This window comes from Mesorhizobium sp. M8A.F.Ca.ET.202.01.1.1, from assembly GCF_004791595.1.
In the GTDB taxonomy this organism is placed as follows: Bacteria; Pseudomonadota; Alphaproteobacteria; order Rhizobiales; family Rhizobiaceae; genus Mesorhizobium.
Genome location: NZ_SRUN01000010.1, coordinates 131,744 through 149,509 on the forward strand (window position 1 = coordinate 131,744; position 17,766 = coordinate 149,509).

General features: G+C 63.4%; 15 protein-coding genes. 6 read left to right on the plus strand and 9 right to left on the minus strand.

All coding sequences use genetic code 11. The features are described from left to right. The first annotated feature begins 20 nt into the window (after positions 1-20). Positions 21-2,477: a ComEC/Rec2 family competence protein gene (locus tag EN845_RS21600; protein ID WP_127872483.1), complete on the plus strand. Its 2,457-nt coding sequence runs from the start codon at positions 21-23 to the stop codon at positions 2,475-2,477. Here the strand turns inward: EN845_RS21600 and lexA are convergent. After that, positions 2,471-3,214 (minus strand): transcriptional repressor LexA, encoded by a 744-nt coding sequence (gene lexA, locus EN845_RS21605; RefSeq protein ID WP_127280511.1) that lies wholly within the window; start codon positions 3,212-3,214, stop codon positions 2,471-2,473. The two genes, EN845_RS21600 and lexA, sit on opposite strands and share 7 nt — an antisense overlap. Before the next feature lie 410 nt (positions 3,215-3,624). Continuing rightward, the gene (locus EN845_RS21610) at positions 3,625-4,398 is read right to left on the minus strand and encodes a GntR family transcriptional regulator (protein WP_127280510.1); all 774 of its coding nucleotides are present in this window, start codon (positions 4,396-4,398) and stop codon (positions 3,625-3,627) included. Positions 4,399-4,551: 153 nt separating this feature from the next. On the opposite strand from EN845_RS21610, the gene EN845_RS21615 reads away from it, so the two are divergent. From EN845_RS21615 to kynU, 4 genes are read left to right on the plus strand one after another with little or no spacing between them, the layout of a single operon-like run. Continuing rightward, complete coding sequence (locus tag EN845_RS21615; RefSeq protein WP_127280509.1) at positions 4,552-5,538, plus strand: ABC transporter substrate-binding protein; 987 nt, start codon at positions 4,552-4,554, stop codon at positions 5,536-5,538. Between the two features lie 60 nt (positions 5,539-5,598). Then, positions 5,599-6,378 carry an ABC transporter ATP-binding protein gene (locus EN845_RS21620; RefSeq protein ID WP_127872482.1) on the plus strand — a complete coding sequence of 260 codons (780 nt, stop codon included), beginning with the start codon at positions 5,599-5,601 and terminating at the stop codon, positions 6,376-6,378. A 5-nt stretch (positions 6,379-6,383) separates the two neighbouring features. Further along, the gene (locus EN845_RS21625) at positions 6,384-7,307 is read left to right on the plus strand and encodes an ABC transporter permease (RefSeq protein WP_127279653.1); all 924 of its coding nucleotides are present in this window, start codon (positions 6,384-6,386) and stop codon (positions 7,305-7,307) included. Between the two features lie 34 nt (positions 7,308-7,341). After that, positions 7,342-8,589 (plus strand): kynureninase, encoded by a 1,248-nt coding sequence (kynU, locus tag EN845_RS21630; protein ID WP_127872563.1) that lies wholly within the window; start codon positions 7,342-7,344, stop codon positions 8,587-8,589. A 58-nt stretch (positions 8,590-8,647) separates the two neighbouring features. Here kynU and kynA read toward each other — a convergent pair whose 3' ends face one another. Both kynA and EN845_RS21640 read right to left on the minus strand, forming a co-directional pair. Then, on the minus strand, positions 8,648-9,484 hold the full coding sequence (kynA, locus tag EN845_RS21635) for a tryptophan 2,3-dioxygenase (RefSeq protein ID WP_127279652.1): 837 nt from the start codon (positions 9,482-9,484) through the stop codon (positions 8,648-8,650). After that, a complete protein-coding gene (locus EN845_RS21640; protein WP_127872481.1) occupies positions 9,481-11,106 on the minus strand; it encodes an AMP-binding protein in 1,626 nt (541 codons plus the stop codon). The genes kynA and EN845_RS21640 overlap by 4 nt, the downstream gene beginning before the upstream one ends. Before the next feature lie 310 nt (positions 11,107-11,416). Here EN845_RS21640 and EN845_RS21645 point away from each other — a divergent pair, with 310 nt between their 5' ends. Further along, positions 11,417-12,247 carry an alpha/beta hydrolase gene (locus tag EN845_RS21645; protein ID WP_127279650.1) on the plus strand — a complete coding sequence of 277 codons (831 nt, stop codon included), beginning with the start codon at positions 11,417-11,419 and terminating at the stop codon, positions 12,245-12,247. Between the two features lie 46 nt (positions 12,248-12,293). Here the strand turns inward: EN845_RS21645 and glp are convergent, their stop codons facing one another. The 5 genes from glp to EN845_RS21670 are packed head-to-tail and all read right to left on the minus strand — an operon-like array spanning position 12,294 to position 17,696. After that, positions 12,294-13,499 carry a gephyrin-like molybdotransferase Glp gene (gene glp, locus EN845_RS21650; RefSeq protein WP_127872480.1) on the minus strand — a complete coding sequence of 402 codons (1,206 nt, stop codon included), beginning with the start codon at positions 13,497-13,499 and terminating at the stop codon, positions 12,294-12,296. Beyond that, entirely contained in the window at positions 13,499-13,981 is a 483-nt protein-coding gene (gene moaC / locus EN845_RS21655; protein WP_127281213.1) for a cyclic pyranopterin monophosphate synthase MoaC, read from the minus strand. The genes glp and moaC overlap by 1 nt, the downstream gene beginning before the upstream one ends. Then, a complete protein-coding gene (trpC, locus tag EN845_RS21660; RefSeq protein WP_127872479.1) occupies positions 13,981-14,793 on the minus strand; it encodes an indole-3-glycerol phosphate synthase TrpC in 813 nt (270 codons plus the stop codon). The genes moaC and trpC overlap by 1 nt, the downstream gene beginning before the upstream one ends. A gap of 3 nt (positions 14,794-14,796) precedes the next feature. Then, a complete protein-coding gene (gene trpD / locus EN845_RS21665; RefSeq protein WP_127872478.1) occupies positions 14,797-15,807 on the minus strand; it encodes an anthranilate phosphoribosyltransferase in 1,011 nt (336 codons plus the stop codon). Continuing rightward, on the minus strand, positions 15,804-17,696 hold the full coding sequence (locus EN845_RS21670; RefSeq protein WP_127872477.1) for a SurA N-terminal domain-containing protein: 1,893 nt from the start codon (positions 17,694-17,696) through the stop codon (positions 15,804-15,806). Before EN845_RS21670 ends, trpD begins: the two co-directional genes overlap by 4 nt. Positions 17,697-17,766 lie beyond the last annotated feature (70 nt).

Genomic DNA, 17,766 nt, shown 5'->3' on the forward strand with positions numbered 1-17,766 from the left:
GGGCGCAAGGGGCAGACCCGATGACTGGACGAGGCCGGGGCTCGGATCGGGGCGAGGGCGCCATTGTCGGCGTCAGCGAACGGTCCTTGTTTGCGACGCCTCCGGCGATCCCGCTGCCATCGCCGCTCGTGGCTGCGCCCGCAACCCAGCCGTTGCAAGCGGGCTTGCCGGCGCCAACTCCGTCTCCTGCCGCACGCAGGATCGTGCGCGCGCGCCGGCAAATCGGCCGGATATCCTTGCTTCGCCTGCGCCACGGCTTGGCCAAGGCGGCGGAGCTGGAACTTGACCGGGGCATCGCCTTCCTGCTGGTGCCGGTCTGCCTGGCGGTTGGGGCGATCGGCTACTTTTCGCTGGCGACCGAGCCCGATTTTGCAAAGCCTGTCGCGGTCATGGTGCTGGCGGCGACCTGTGCATTCGTCTCGCGTTCCTGGCCGAAAACCCATCTGTGTTTCATGGCAGTGCTGTTGTGCGCGCTGGGCCTGCTCGCGGCGAAGGTCGAAACATGGCGAGCAGGAACCCGGATGCTGGGTTCGGAAATCTCGACTCAATTGACCGGCCGCGTGGTCTCGCTCGAGGAGATGGAGAGCGGCCGTATCCGGTTGACCATGGACGTGATTTCGACCGCCCGGCCGAAATTGCGCTATGCGCCGGAAAGGGTCCGGCTTTCGGCACGCAAGATACCGCCGGAAATGACCGCTGGCTCGCTTATCACAGGCTACGCCAAACTGCTGCCGCCGACCGGTCCGGTGCGGCCGGACAGCTACGACTTCTCCTTCGACAGCTATTTCGCAGGCATCGGCGGCAGCGGCTTCTTTCTCGGCAATCCAACGGTTGTCGCTACCGACGATGGTGAGATGTCGCTGCCAGCCCGTCTTTTTTCAAGCATCGAAAACGCCCGCGAAGCCATCGCCGACCACATCAGGGGCAGCATCGGCGGCGCCGAAGGCGAGATCGCGGCGGCGCTGATCGTCGGCGTGCGCGCCGGCATTCCCGATGAAATCAACGAAGCGATGCGGCGTACCGGCATCTATCACATCATTTCCATTTCGGGACTGCATATGGCGCTGGTCGCCGGCACCATCATGGGTCTGTTGCGCGGTGCCTTCGCGCTGTTTCCAGACTTTTCCGCGCGCCGGCCGGTGAAGAAATATGCGGCCGCCGCCGCACTTTTCTCGATCGCCGCCTATCTCGTCATTTCCGGTGTCGTCGTTGCGGCCGAACGCAGCTTCATCATGCTGGCGGTGATGCTGATTGCCGTCTTGTTCGATCGCGCGGCGCTCACCATGCGCAACCTGGCCATCTCGGCGATCGCCGTTATCCTGGTTTCCCCGCACGAGGTCGTCGGCCCGAGCTTCCAGATGTCGTTCGCGGCAACCGCGGCCCTTGTTGGCGCCTATGCCGGCTGGGCGGACCACCGCGCTGGTAAGACGAGGCCACCGTCGCCAAAGCGGTCACTACCCGGGTTCCTGACGCGAAAATTCCTGCTGGCGACAGGTGGATTGGCCATGACCTCCATCATTGCCGGCAGCGCGACGGCGCTGTTTGCCATCTGGCATTTCCAGCGCGTATCGCCGCTCAGCCTGTTCGCCAATCTGGCCGTCATGCCGATCGTGTCGGTGGTCGTCATGCCTTTTGCGGTCCTCAGTTCGCTGGCGATGCCCTTCGGCGCCGACGGCCCGTTTCTCTACGTGATGGGCAAAGGCCTGACAGCGATGATCGCCGTATCGTCATGGATATCGGAGCGCTCGCCAATCGATGGGGTAGGTCTGATCTCGCAGCAATCCGTGCTGCTGGTGGCCGTCGCGCTGGTCATCGCGACGATGGCGACGACCTGGCTGCGGCTCGCGGCACTGCCATTCGCACTTGCCGGTCTGTTGACTGTGTCGGACATACGCACGCCCGACGTGCTGATCTCGGAAGACGCACGGCTGGTCGCACTGCCGATCGGCAATGGCGAACTGGCCGTCAACCGGGAACGTCCGAACGAATTCGCGGCCGACAACTGGAAACGCGCTCTGGTCTCCGAAACAATCGTCAAACCGGAAATGTTCGACAAGGCGGACGGGCAATTCGATATTGCCGCTCCCACCGACCTGCCGCAGGGATCGCCGTTCTATTGCCGCGAAGGCCTTTGCCTTGCCAGGCACCCTTCCGGCGCGATCGTCGCCTATGTCGAGGATCGCAAGAACACCTGGAAAGCCTGCGCCTTCGCCGACCTGATCGTCGTCAATGACGCGACCGCCTATGACGCCTGCCACAATCCGCTGGTTGTCGTCGTCACGAAACGGCAGCTCGCCCGCAAGGGAAGTGCTGCCGTCTTCTTCGATCCCCAGTCGGCCACAACCCCGGCTGTGATCGAATTCGCTGTCGACGGACCATACCGGCCCTGGCACGAGCAGCGAAAATTCTCACGCGAGGCGAGGGGGCTGCCGCCCTATAAAAAGCCAGACAAGTCCGATGGCAAACCGGCTCAGTAGCGCCTGATCAGCCCGACCAGCTTGCCTTGTACCTTGACTCTGTCCGGCCCGAAAATACGCGTTTCGTAGGCTGGATTGGCGGCTTCGAGCGCGATCGAGGCGCCTTTACGGCGGAACCGCTTCAGCGTCGCTTCCTCCTCGTCGACCAGCGCCACGATGATTTCGCCCGGACTTGCCGTGTTCGCATTGCGGATGATGACCGTGTCGCCGTCGAAGATACCAGCCTCGATCATCGAGTCACCCTTGACCTCCAGCGCATAGTGCTCGCCGCCCATGATCATATCCGGCGGCACCGAGATCGAATGCGTCTGATGCTGGATGGCATCGATCGGCACACCGGCGGCGATACGGCCCATGACCGGGATGGACACGGCTGAAACCACATCGTCGTCATTGCCGGCCGCGGGCAGACGCGAAGGCGCCGTCGCCGGCTTGAGCTGGCGGCCAAGATTGTTTTGACCAAGGCTGCCCTGGATGACGCTGGGCGAAAATTTCTTTGCCGCGTTCAGGCCGGGCGCGATCGAATCCGGCAGCCGCAGCACCTCCAGCGCGCGCGCCCGATTGGGTAGCCGGCGAATGAAGCCGCGTTCCTCCAGCGCCGTGATCAGGCGATGAATCCCGGATTTGGAGGCAAGATCGAGCGCTTCCTTCATCTCGTCGAAGGAGGGCGGTATCCCGCTTTCCTTGAGCCGTTCGTGGATGAACATCAGCAGTTCATGTTGCTTGCGTGTCAGCATGGCGGCCCCCAAGGCATTGAACGAAGGTCTGAACCAGAATCGAAAAAACAAACCCAGAACAAACACTATCTGTTCCAGTTGTGTTCCGCAACCGTTTAAAGTTTAATGAATTTGTTAAGGCTGCGGATGTTTTTTGTCCGCTACGGCGGGCAGAAGCCGACCTTTTCCGCCATCGGCAGGCCCATTGAAATCGTTATGGTTAATGGCCTGTGGCCCATCCGCTCCCGAGTTTGGCGTCAGCCGTTCGGAAGGCTTTCCCCGGGCGGATTGTATAATTTATCGGTCCGTTATTCGCGGAACGAAACGAAACCAAAACGCCAACGACTGGCAGCTTCGGGGCAGCGATGGACCCAGGCGTCCGGCCCCACTCCGACCAACGCGTGCGAATAGGTGTCGCGGAAGCGCCGGAGTCATCCCGAACCAGCTTTCAAGCTGCCGGCGCGGGCGGCGTATTTGGTCGGGCCGCTGTCTTCGCTGTGGACATAGACGTGCAGGGTGTAGCCGATATGGGCCACCATCAGCGCCTTGGCCCGCTCGACGTCACGATCGAGTGCCGCTTCCATGATCGCGGTATGGTGTTCGATCGCAATCGCTTCGCGCAGCGCCTCCATCGCCTCTTCGTAGCCATCCTTGAGGCCGGCCGCGGCCCGCAATGTCGGCGCCAGACCAAGAAAGCGATGATGCCGGCGCAATTGATCCGAGATCGTCGAGCGGAAACGCAACAGCCAATCGCATGTGGCGGCACTCAGCAGCGCCGCATGGAAAGCCTCGTGATTCTCGTCCCATTTGTCGACCGCCGCATCCGAGGGATCGTCGACCGCGGTTTTGCAACGGGAGAGCCGGTAGTGGGCGGTGACCACGGCATCTTCCCATTCCTTGCCGCCTTTCTCCATCGATTCGAGGAACAGGGGGATCTCGACCACCATCCTGGCGCGCGCCAGGTCCTCCAGTTCGGCCCGCGACACCCGAGCCACGGTAAAACCGCGATTGCTGATGGCGGTGACCAGGCGTTCGGCCTCGAGCCGCGACAAGGCTTCGCGCAATGGCGTCCAGCCGACTCCATAGGTGCCGCGCAGTGCACTCAGTTTGAGCGGGGCGCCGGGCATGAGGCGCGTGGTCAGGATATCGCGCCGCAACAGCTGATAGGCTGCCTCCGTCTTTGTGGAGCTCGTTTGATCCTGCATCGCGGTCCATCCGTCGTCTGGCAGGGAAAATTATATATGATGTAGGGGCATGGCAAGAATTATATATAATGTTTGACACAAGCCGGCGGACTGACCATGATCGTTTGCAGTAGCCGCGCTGCAAGCGGCGCTGATCAAATCTGGGAGGAAATGATGTTGAAGTCGAAATCCGCTTGGTTGTCGGGTTTGTTCATGGCTAGCGCGTTGATGGTGAGCGCCGGCAGTGCCGCCGCCGACCAGATACGCATCGGCATTGCCAATTTCGGCGAGCACCCCCAGCTCAATGCCGCCATAGCCGGCTTCAAGAAGGCGCTGACGGACAATGGCTTCGTCGAGGGCAAGGACGTCGTCTATACGGAAAGCCATACCAATTTCGATGCATCGCTGGTGCCGCAGATGATCGCCAAGCTGCAGGCGGAGCAGCCCAAGCTGATCTACACCATCACCACGCCGGTCTCGCAGATCGCCAAGAAGGCGCTCGCCGGTTCCGGCATTCCAATCGTCTTTGCCGCGGTCACCGATCCAGTGGCGGCCAAGCTGGTGCCGTCGTGGGATTCAGGTGACGAAGGCATGACCGGCGCCAGCGATCTGCAGGACGTCGCCGCGGTGATGGCCTTCACCAAGAAGCTGCTGCCGAACGCCAAGCGCTTCGGCGTGCCTTACAATCCGGGCGAGGCCAATGACGTTGCCTTGGTCGAAAAGATCAAGGCGGCGGCGCCCGCCGCTGGCTTCGAGGTGGTGGAGGTCGGCATCGACAACGTCAATGACATCCAGCAACGTATCGCTTCGCTCGCCGGCAAGGCCGACGTCATCTACGGCCCGGCCTCGAACCTGATCCAGCCGGCGATCGCCGCTGTCTCCGCCGCCGCCCGCCAGGCCGGTATCCCGGTCGTCAACTCCGATGACAGCGCGGTCCGCAACGGCACTGTGCCGGCGAGCTTCGCGGTCAATTACACGCAGGTTGGCATCAACGCCGGCGACATCGCCGCAGAGATACTCAAGGGCAAGGATCCCAAGACGATCGCGCCGTCGCGCCCGGCCTACAAGGATCACATGGCAACGATTTCCCGCAAGGCGATGGCCGCGTTCGGCATCGAGATACCGGCCTCGATGGCAGATTGCGGCTGCATCGTCGACTGACATCAGGCTGCATGAAGGTGACGGCGCGGGCGCCGTCACTTTTCATGTCAGGGAGGAACGATGCTCGAGATCCGATCCGCGCGCAAAGTATTCTACAGGGGCCAGGCCGACGAGAAGATCGCGCTGGACGGCCTCAGCCTGTCATTGGCGACTGGCGAGTTCGGCATCGTCATCGGCTCCAACGGGGCGGGCAAGAGCAGCATGCTCAACGCCATTTCCGGCGCTCTGATCCTCGATTCCGGCCAGATCCTGATCAATGGCGCCGATGTGACTGATATGCCGGTGCACAAGCGCGCCGCGAAGCTGGCCCGCGTCTTCCAGGATCCGATGCGCGGCACCGCCGCCAGCATGACGGTCGCGGAAAACATGCTGCTGGCTGATTTGCGCAGCAGCAAGCGCACCTTGCGCCAGGGGCTGAACGCCACCCGGCTCGCGTCCTACAAGGAACGCCTGTCGATACTGGGCCTCGGCCTTGAAAACCGCATGGACACCCGCGTCGACCTGCTTTCGGGTGGGCAGCGGCAGTCCCTGTCGCTGATCATGGCGGTCGGCGGATCGCCCGACTTGCTGCTGCTCGACGAGCATACCGCGGCGCTCGACCCGCGCACGGCCGAGATCGTCATGCAGGCAACGGTGCGCGCCGTCAGCGCGCTGAAGCTGACGACTTTGATGGTGACCCACAACATGCAGCATGCCGTCGACTACGGCAACCGGGTGATCATGCTCGACGCCGGCCGCGTCCTCCTGGAGGTCACAGGCGAAGAGAAGGCGAGGATCACGGTTATCGATCTGATCGGCCATTTCTCAGTCAAGACCGACCGCATGTTGCTGGCGAGCTGATCATCATGGGCTTCATTCAGGACGTTCTCGCCAGCTTCGTCGCGATCATGCCGGTCACGCTGGCGCAAAGCCTGATCCTGGCCTTTGTCGTGCTCGGGATCATGATTCCGTTTCGCATGCTGAATTTTCCCGATCTCACCAGCGAGGGCGCCTTTCCGCTGGGCGGCTGCATCTGCGGCGTCCTCCTTGCCGCCGGCGCATCGCCGTTGGTCGGCATCGCCGCCGCCCTCGTTGCCGGCTTCGCGGCGGGCTGCTGCACCGCCTTCATCCATCTGCGCTTCCGCATCCACACGCTTCTGGCGGGCATCCTGATGATGACGATGCTCTACAGCATCAACCTTCGCATCATGGGCAAGTCCAATCTCTCGGTCTTCGGCTCGCCGACGGTGTTCGACTGGGTGCCGTTCGCGCGGCCGGGTTTTCCCGCCAGCAAGATCGTCGTCGCCGGCCTTCTCGCGCTGATCGCCTTCATGCTGCTCCACATGTTCTTCAGGACCGAGAAGGGGACGGCCGTGCGTGCCGTGGGCGCCAATCCCGACATGGCCGAGGCGCAAGGCATCAATGTCTGGGCCGCGACCATAGGCGGTGTCGGGTTGGCGAGCGCTTTTTCGGCTTCAAGCGGCGCGCTGATGGTGCAGTCGCAGGGATTTGCCGACGTCAATATGGGATTGGGGATCCTCATCAACGGCCTTGCCGCGCTGATGATCGGCGAGGCCGTCGTCGGCAAGCAGACGGTCTGGCGCCAGCTGCTGGCGCCCTTCGCCGGCGCGATCATCTACTACCAGCTGGTGTCGTTCTGCCTTGCCGCCGGCATGCCGCCGCCCGACCTGAAGCTTGCCACGGGTCTGTTCGTGCTCGCCATGCTTGCCTTGCCCAGCCTCAAGCGTAGCCGCGGGTCCGCGCCGGCACGCGAAGCGATCCGTGAATAACCAGGGCATGAATAACCAGGGAATGTCACAAATGATGCGTGCACCGCTCGATTTCGCAGCCGTCGAGGCCATGGATGCGGCGGACCCGCTGCGCGCCATGCGCGACCGGTTCATTTTGCCGGAAGGCGTCATCTATCTCGACGGCAATTCGCTTGGGGCCGCGGCACCCGCCGTCTTCAACGAGCTGCAGAAGGCTGCCACCCAGGAGTGGGCGCAGGATCTCATCCGCGCCTGGAATACTGCCGGCTGGTTCGACATGCCGCTGGCACTTGGCGACCAGCTCGGACGGCTGATCGGCGCCGCGCCCGGCCAGACCGTGGTGTGCGATACGACCTCGATCAATATCTACAAGGTGCTGCATGCCGCACTCGGCATGCGGCCGGACCGGTCGGTCATCGTCGCCGAAGGCGACAGCTTTCCGACCGATCTCTATATGGCCGAAGGCGTGGCCTCGACGCGACCCGGCACTGTCTTGCGGCTCGAGGGCGTCGACGCGCCGACCATTGAGGAACTGATCGACGAGCGTGTCGCCGTCATCCTGGTCAACCATGTCAATTACAAATCCGGCCAGCTGCGCGACATGGCGGCACTGACATGCAAGGCCCATCAGGTCGGCGCGCTGATCGTCTGGGATCTCTGCCATTCCGCCGGCGCCTTGCCGGTCGAACTCGACAGCGCCAATGCGGATTTCGCCATCGGCTGCACTTACAAATATCTCAATGGTGGTCCGGGCGCGCCAGCCTTTATCTACGCCGCCACGCGTCATCACGACAAAGTCCAGCAGCCGCTCAGCGGTTGGTGGGGCCACGCGCGGCCCTTCGCCTTCGAGCAGGGTTATGCGGCCGGCAGCGGCATCCGTCGCTTCCTGTGCGGCACGCAACCGGTCTTGTCGATGCGGGCGCTCAAGGGGGCGCTGGATATCTGGGACGATGTCGACATGGCGACAGTGCGCAACAAGAGCATCGCGCTCACCGACCTGTTCATCCAACTCGTCGAGACCAGATGCGGCGCTTACGGCCTGGAGCTGGAAAGCCCGCGCGATGGCAAGCAGCGCGGCAGCCAGGTTTCGTTCCTCCACCCCAACGGTTACCAGGTGATGCGGGCGCTGATCGAGCGCGGCGTGATCGGCGATTTCCGTGCGCCATCGACGATCCGCTTCGGCTTCACGCCGCTCTATGTCGGTTACGCCGATGTATGGCAGGCGGTCGGGGTGTTGGAAGATATCCTGCGCACCGGCGCGTGGAAGGACGCGCGCTTCGCGGTCAAGACCGCGGTGACCTGAAGCGTCGGCGCAATTCCAGGAAAAGTGCCGCGCCGCTTTCCAGTCCGCACCAAGGAGCTCAGAGCCGGGTACGGACGTTCCAGAGTTCCGGAAACAGGACGACCTCGAGCATCTTCTTGAGGTAGGAGGCACCGGATGTGCCGCCGGTGCCGCGCTTCAGGCCGATGATGCGCTCGACCGTGGTGACGTGGTTGAAGCGCCATCGGCGGAAGTAGTCCTCGAAGTCGACCAGTTTCTCGGCCAGTTCATAGAACATCCAGTAGCGCTGCGGATCGCGGTAGATGGTCTGCCAGGCGACGAGGACCTCTTCGTTCTCGCTGCGCGTCTCTCGCCAGTCCGTGCGCCTGGCATCGGCGCCGATGTCGAATCCGTTGCGTGCCAGAAGCAGCAGCGCTTCATCGTAGAGCGACGGCTCGGTCAGGATTGCCTCCAGCCTGCCCGTGAGGTCCGTCCGGTGCTTGTGCGGCCCAAGCATGGCGAGGTTGCGATTGCCGGCCATGAATTCGATGGCGCGATACTGCCAGGACTGGAAACCCGAGGACTGGCCGAGCGCGTCCCGGAATTCGGTATATTCGCTTGGAGTCATCGTGCGCAGCACGTCCCAGGCGTTGTTCAGCTGCTCGAAAATGCGGGCGACGCGCGACAGCATCTTGAAGCTCGGCTCCAGCCGGTCGGCACGGATCGAGCGGATCGCGGCGCCAATCTCGTGCAGGGCGAGCTTCATCCAGAGTTCCGATGTCTGGTGCTGGATGATGAACAGCATCTCGTCATGCGCCGACGACAGCGGCGCCTGCGCGTCGAGTACTTTCTCCAGGTGCAGATAGTCGCTGTAGGACATGCGTTCTTTGAACGACATCTGTGCGCCTTCGGACGCCGGATCGTAGGGTTCGCTCAATTGATTTTCTCCGTGCGCAGGCGGAAGCGCTGGATCTTGCCGGTCTGGGTCTTGGGCAGCGCGGCGATGAATTTGACCGATCGCGGGTATTTGTAGGGCGCGATGGTTGCCTTGACGTGGTCCTGCAGGCGCTTGACGGTCATCGCGTCCGGCGCCACGCCTCGCACCAGCACGACATGCGCCTCGACGATCTGGCCGCGCTCGCCATCCTCGGCGCCGATGACAGCGCATTCGGCGACATCGGGATGCGAAAGCAGCGCCGCCTCGACCTCGGGTCCGGCGATGTTGTAGCCGGCGCTGACAATCATGTCGTCGGAACGCGCGGCAAAGTGAAAGAAGCCGTCCTCGTCCTGCGTGAAGGTGTCGCCGGTGAGATTCCAGCCGTCGCGCACATAGTCCTTCTGCCGGTCATCGGCCATGTAGCGGCAGCCGGTTGGCCCGCGCACCGCCAGCCGTCCGGTCTCGCCACGCGGCACTTCGCGCATGTCGTTGTCGACGATGCGCGCCTCGTAGCCGCCGACCGGCTTGCCGGTCGAAGCGGGCTTCCTGTCGTCAAAGCGGTTGGAGACGAAGATGTGCAGCATTTCCGTGGCGCCGATGCCATCGAGGATCGGCTTGCCGGTCTTTCGTGTCCACTCTTCGAAGACCGGAGCCGGCAAGGTCTCGCCGGCGGAAACGGCAACACGCAGCGATGACAGGTCGGCACCCTCATCCATGGCCTTCAGCATGGCGCGGTAGGCGGTCGGCGCGGTGAAGGAAATGGTGGCTTTGTAGCTCTCGATAATGTGGATCATGTTGGGTGGCGTCGCCTGTTCCAGCAGGGTCGCCGCCGCGCCGAAGCGCAGGGGAAAGATGGCCAACCCGCCAAGACCGAAGGTGAAGGCGAGCGGCGGCGAGCCGACGAAGATGTCGTCCGGCGTCACCTGCAGGACTTCGCGGGCGTAGGCATCGGCGATGATCAGCAGGTCGCGGTGGAAATGCATCGTCGCCTTCGGCACGCCCGTCGTGCCCGAGGTGAAGCCGAGCAGGGCGACATCGTCGCGGCCGGTGCTGACGGCGGTGAAGGTGACGGGCTTGTCGAGGGCGGCGCCGTCGAGCTCGGCATCATGGTTGGCGGTGCCGTCGAAGCCGATCACCTGCTTCAGGAACGCGCTGTCCTTGGCGCAGGCGGTCATCTCGTCCATCAGCCTGGTGTCGCAGAGCGCGATCGTGATCTCGGCCTTGTCGACGATCTTTGTGAGTTCGCCGGCACGCAGCATCGGCATGGTGTTGACGACGACGGCGCCGACCTTGGTGGCGGCCAGCCAACAGGCGACCATGGCTGGGTTATTGGCGGAGCGGATCAACACCCGGTTGCCCGGCTTGACGCCATAATTCTCGACCAGCGCGTGGGCGAGCCGGTTCGTCCAGTCGGACAGTTCCTTGTAGGTGCGGCGGCGGCCATTGCCGATCAGGGCGGTGTGGTCGCCGAGACCCTTCTCGACCAGCCGGTCGGTCAATTCGACACCGGCGTTGAGATGTTCGGGGTAGTCGAAGCCGTCGAGCAGGAAGTCGGGCCATTGTTCGGGCGGCGGCAGATGATCGCGCGTGAACGTGTCGGTATGCGCTGAAGGCCCAAGCATGTCGCCGCTGTCCCTGTCTGCTGCCCGGCCAGCGTGGGGGCACCTGGCCGGAGGCGGTGGATCTGAATTCCCATCTTTCGCGGAAGGCTTCGTGCAGCCGGCTACACCTTGTCGACCATGTCGCCGGAAAGGTGACGATTGGCAGATTCGGACAGCACAGCGGACCTCCCATTGTCGACTGTTCCGCAGGCAGGATCGCACCAGTCGAAATTTGTTTCAAGCCTAAAATGTTTTTGCCGGAGCATTGACGCATGACATGGCGGCGGCCATTGCTAGTGCAGAAACGATGCCGCTTCGGGGGAGGGTGCCGATGCCAGACCATCGCATTGCCGACTGGGACAATGCCTACGCCAACGGCGCCAATATCGCCGGCAGTGACCGTTGGCCGGCCGCATGGGCGGAACCCGCGCAGGCGTTCCGCGATGCGCTATCGGCACAGGGCCGGGCACGTATCGACATTGCCTATGGCGATCGTCCGCGCAACCGCTTCGACCTCTTTCTGCCCAAGGCCGCGCCGAGGGGCCTAGTGGTGTTCATCCATGGGGGCTATTGGATGGAGACCGACAAGAGCTTGTGGTCGCACCTCGCCGGCGGCGCGGTCGACAGCGGTTTTGCCGTGGCGATGCCGTCCTACACGCAGTGCCCCGACATACGCATCGCCGGCATCGTCACCGAAATCGGGACGGCTATCAGCAGGGCCGCGGCAATGGTCGACGGGCCGTTGATTCTGACCGGACATTCGGCCGGTGGACATCTCGCCAGCCGCATGGTGACGGTGACCACGCCTTTGGCTGCCGATGTCGCGCGGCGTATACGCCATGTCGTTTCGATTTCAGGCTTGCATGATTTGCGCCCGCTGATGTGCACGGACATGAACGCGACGCTGAAAATCGATGAGCATGAGGCGCAGACGGAAAGCCCGGCACTGCTGCGCCCCCTGGATGGTATCCGCATCACCTGCTGGGCCGGCGGTGGGGAGCGATCCGAATTCCTGCGCCAGAATGCGTTGCTGGCCAACATCTGGACCGGACTTGGCGCAATTACCAATGCCGTGGTCGAACCTGATCGGCATCATTACGATGTTGTCGATGGCCTTGCCGATCCAGCGCACGCCTTGACGCGGACTTTGATCTCGGAATAGCCGAGATCATTTTTGTCCTGTTATCAGCTATTTGTAAGATAATTCTTCAACGCAACATCAGAACGCTGCAAGCGTCTCCGGCAACAGATGCGGGAGCAAAAGGCGCGCGCACGACCAATCCGTTGGCATCGGCGAGCATCCTCAGCATCGAAGAATCCTGGATGCCGAACGGCGTCGCCACCAACCCGCTGCCGTCCTCCCGGACCACCGCCCGCACATAATCCTGGCGCAGATCGTTGGCCGCCATTGCGGCGCCCAGCCGTGCCTGGCGGATATCCTGACGATGATCGCGGCCGCCGAGCCTCGCCAGAAGCGGCTTCAGGAACAATTGCGAGCAGACCAGGCTTGCCACCGGATTGCCGGGCAGGCCGATGCATCTGACATCGCCGAGGCGCCCGAACATCAGCGGCTTGCCAGGACGCATGGCGATCTTCCAGAAGCCGAGGGTCATGCCTTCGCTGGTCAGCACGTCATGGATAAGGTCATGGTCGCCCACCGAGGCACCGCCCAGCGTGACGATAACATCGGCGCCGGCGGCCACCGCTTTCCTGACCAGGGCGGCGATGGCGTCCTTGCGGTCGGCGGCGATTCCGAGATCGAGCGCGCGGGCACCGACCGACTGTGCTGCCGCGGCGACGCCATAAGCGTTGGACGAGATGATCTGGTCCGGCCCGAGTTCGCTGCCGGGCTGCAACAGTTCGTCACCGGTGGCGATGATGGCGACCAACGGCCGTTTCACCACGCTCACTCGGGGGTGGTTGGCCGATGCCGCCAGCGACAGTGCAGCCGGGTCGAGCAAACGCCCCTTCTCCAGCAGCACGTCGCCCTTGGAAAAATCGAGGCCGACGCGGCGGATGTTGCGCCACTCGGCGGTGGGCTCGAACACTTCGATGTTGCCACCGCCGAGATCCCTGACATTCTCCTGGATGACGATGGTATCGGCACCATGAGGCAGCGGTGCGCCGGTGAAGATGCGCACGGCTTGTCCTTGGCCGACCGCGCCGTCAAAGCCACGCCCGGCCGGCGCTATCCCGATCACCGAGAGTTTCGACGGCACCGACGCCACGTCGGCGACTCGCACCGCATAGCCGTCCATGGCAGAAGCGTTGAAGGGCGGCTGGGTGCGAAGCGCCACCACCGCTTCGGCCAGCACACGATCGACAGCCTCGATGAGGGGGACGCTTTCGCCGGCCAGCGGCACGGCGCCGTCGAGGAGGCGTTCGAGCGCCTCGGCGACCGGAACCAGCACCATCAGGCACCTGCCTTGTAGTCGCCGGACTTGCCGCCGGTCTTTTCGGCCAGCCGGATACCGGAGATGACCATGGCGCGGTCCACCGCCTTGGCCATGTCGTAGATGGTCAGGCAGGCCACGGACGCGGCGGTCAATGCTTCCATCTCGACGCCGGTCTTGCCGGTAACGCGCGCCAGCGCCGTGACCCTGAGGCCGGGCAGAGCATGGTCCGGTTCTATGTCGACGGAAACCTTGGTCAGCAGCAGAGGGTGGCAGAGCGGGATCAGCTCATGCGTCTTCTTGGCCGCCATGATGCCGGCGATGCGCGCGGTGCCAAGCACGTCACCTTTCTTGGCGTTGCCGGCGAGAATGGTCTTCAATGTCTCGGGCTGCATGGAGACGAAGCCTTCGGCGATCGCGGTGCGCGTCGTCTCTTCCTTGTCGCCGACATCGACCATGTTGGCCTCGCCCTGCGCGCCAAGGTGCGTGAGGTTGGCCACGATCAGATCGCCTCGGCTACTGCCTTGCCCGTCAGGAGCAAGCGCGTCGCGGCGGCGACGTCCTGTTGCCGCATCAGACTTTCGCCGACGAGAAAGGTGCCGATGCCGCTCTTTTGCATCCTGAGACAATCGTCATGGGTGAAGATGCCGCTCTCGCTAACCAGCAGGCGATCGGCAGGTACCATGGCCGCCAGCCGCTCGGAGGTCTCAAGGCTGGTCTCGAACGTTCTCAGATTGCGGTTATTGATGCCGATCAGCCGCGACGACAATTTCAACGCGCGCTCCGTCTCGGCCTCGTCGTGGACCTCGATCAGCGCATCCATGCCGAGTTCGAACGCGGTCGTTTCCAGCTCATGCGCCAAGTCGTCGTCAACACTGGCCATGATGATCAGGATAGCGTCCGCGCCCCAGGCGCGAGCTTCATGGACCTGGTAGGAATCGAACAGGAAATCCTTGCGTAGCGCGGGCAGGGCGACGGCTGCCCTTGCCCTGGTGAGGAATTCCGGCGCCCCCTGAAAGGACGGCTCGTCCGTCAGTACGGAAAGGCAGGCGGCGCCGCCTTTCTCATAGGCCTTCGCCAATGCCGGCGGATCGAAGTCCGCACGGATCAGCCCTTTGGAGGGACTTGCCTTCTTGATTTCGGCGATCAGGGCGAAATCGCCGGATTTGCGTTTCGCGTCGAGCGCCGCGAGAAAGCCGCGCGGTGCGTCGGCGTCTTTTGCGTGCGCCTTGATCTCTGCCAGCGGTACGCGTGCCTTGGCGGCGGCTATCTCGTCGCGCTTGTAGGCTTCGATCTTGCGCAGAATGTCAGACACGGTTCACCCGTTCGAAATTTCGACCAGCCGGTCGAGCACCTGCAGCGCCCGGCCGCTGTCGATCGCCTGCGCGGCGATGGCGATGCCGTCACCCAGCGTCGTCGCCTTGCCCGCAATCACCAGTCCGGCGCCGGCGTTCATCAACACTGTGTCGCGGTAGGCGCCGGCGGCGCCGCCCAGCATATCGCGCAAGGCCTTGGCATTGTAGGCGGCGTCACCGCCGCGCAGCTCGTCCTTGGTATGGCGCTTCAGTCCAACCTCTTCAGGGGTCAGCGTAAAGCTGCGTATCTCGCCGCCAACCAGTTCGGCAACCTGCGTCTGCCCGGTGGTGGTGATCTCGTCATAGCCGTCGCCATGGGCGACCCAGGCGTGCTCGGTGCCGAGCGCCTTCAGCGTCTCGGCCACCGGCATGATCCATTCCGGCAGGAACACGCCGACCATCTGCCGCTTCACCCCCGCCGGATTGGACAGGGGACCGAGCAGGTTGAAGATGGTGCGGGTGCCGAGCTCGACGCGTGTGGGGCCGACATGTTTCATCGCCGGATGGTGTGCGGGGGCGAACATGAAGCCGACGCCTGCCTCACGAATGCAACGGCCGATGAACTCGGGCGAGAGGTCGATCTTGACGCCGAGCGCGATCAGGACATCGGCCGCACCGGTCAGCGAGGACAGGCCGCGATTGCCGTGCTTGGCGACCGGCACGCCACTGGCCGCAATGACGAAGGCTGATCCTGTCGAGATGTTGACCGAGTGCGAATTATCGCCGCCGGTGCCGACGATGTCGATGGCGCCGTCAGGGGCATCGACGCGCAGCATCTTGGCACGCATCGTGGCGACGGCGCCTGAAATCTCGCTGACCGTCTCGCCGCGCACGCGCAGCGCCATCAGGAAGCCGCCGATCTGCCCTGGGGTCGCATCGCCCGACATGATGATGTCGAAGGCCTCGCACGCCTCCTCGAAGGACAGGGCGGTGCCGGTCGCGACCTTGGCGATATGGGTTTTCAGCGCGCTCATCTTGTCGAGGCTTGGGCAACGGCGGCCTGGTCGATGCGGACATCGTATTGCGTCTGCAACTGCGCCACCAATTGGTCGAGCAGGTCGTCGGACATGCCGGAGGTGAATGATTTCTGCGCGTCGTCCGGCACCGAGCTGGCGTCGGCGCCGGCCGGTTCGAACACTTCGGCGACCTTGAACAGGATCTGGCCGTCGCCGGTGGGCGAGGAGATCAAGCCGGTGCCGCCTTCGCCGACGCCGAACATCACGGCGGCGCCCTCCTTGCCGAAATCGGCATCATCGGCTTCGCGCTTCAGGCCGCGCTTGGTCTGCTTTTCCAGCTTGAGTTCACTGGCGATGACATCGAGCGTGGCGCCGGCCTTGAGCCGCTTCTCGAGTTCGTCCGCCTTGGCGGCGAGCCGCTTGGTGGTCTCGGCAGCCGTCCAGTCGGCGACCACCCTCTGGCGCACCTCATCAAGAGTGCGGTCGCGAGCCGGTGTGATCGAACCAACCTCATAGAAGACGAAGCCGTTGTCCGCCGTGGTCAGCGCTTCGTTTTCGGTGTTGGGTTCGGCATCAAAGACGGCCTTGATCAGCGACGGCGATTCCGGCAGGTCCTTGACGATGGTGCCATCGGGCCTCAGGCCATTGCGATCGATGGCGTCGATGGTGATGTCCTTGAGCTTCAATTTGGCGGCCGCGTCGGCCAGCGAACTGCCCGATGCACGGGTGTCCTCATAATTGTCGTGCACATCCAAAAGGATGCGGCTTGCCTCACCCAGCGCCAGGTCCTTGCGGATCTGGTCGGACACTTCGGCAAGCGGCTTCACCACCTCGGGCTTGATCTCGGTCACGCGCAGCAGCACTGGACCGAAGGTGCCCTGAACGACCTGGCTGACTTCATTGGCATTGAGCGCGAAGGCGGCATCGGCAGCCGCCTTGTCGGCGATCTTGTCCTTGGCGAGCGTGCCAAGCAGGATATCGGCCGGGGTCTTGCCTTCGGCGGTCACCAGCTTGTCGAAGGTGGCACCTGCCTTGAGCGAATCGAGCGCTGCCTTCGCGGCATCCGGCGTCTTGAACACAAGCTGCTCGATGGTGCGCATTTCGGGTGTGGTGTAGCGCGCCTTGTTCTTGTTGTAGTCGTCACTGACCTGCTGGTCGGTGACCGCGGTCGTATCCATGATGTCCACCGGTTCCAGGCGGACATAGGAGAATTTGCGGTACTCAGGTGCGGCGTAGGTTTTCTTGTTGGCCTCGAAATAAGCCTGGAGCACGCTGTCGCTCGGCGCCTCGATCGGCTCGACCAGCGTCTTTGGCAATGTCAGATAGTCGACGGTGCGGTCTTCGCCGCGGTAGAGCGCGACCGCCTTGAAGAACGTGTCGGGGGCTTTGAGGCCGTCCGAGACAGCCTCGACGATCTGCTGGCGCACCGCCACCTGGGCGCGGTTCTTCAGGTAATCCTCGGGCCGCATGCCGACCTCGTGCAGCATGTAGTCGAATGTCCGCCGGTCGAACTGACCGCCAGGGCCCTTGAACGCCGGATCTTCGCGGGTGAGTTCAGCCAGCCGGTCCTTGGAGAGGCCGAGGCCCAGCTTGCGTGCCTGTTCGTCGAGAACGGCACCGGAGACGAGTTGCGCCAGCACCTGATTGTCGATGCCGAGCGCCTTTGCCTGTTCATGAGTGAGGCGCTGACCGAACTGCTGCGACATGACGGCGAGCTGGCGGTCATAGGCAAGGCGGTATTCGTTGATCGATACCTTGGTTCCACCAGCGGTTATCACCGAATCGTGGCCCGCAAAGCCGCCCATGAGCTTTCCGGAGATGCCCCAGGCAGCGAAACTGACCACCAGCAGCGAAAGCAGCGTCTTCGCGACCCAGGTACCTGCCGCGCTTCTCAATATACCAAGCATGGTTACTTCCGATTTATGCGCATTTTCGCATGCGCCGAGTCTGAAACAAGCGCAATAGCGCCCTTCCGGT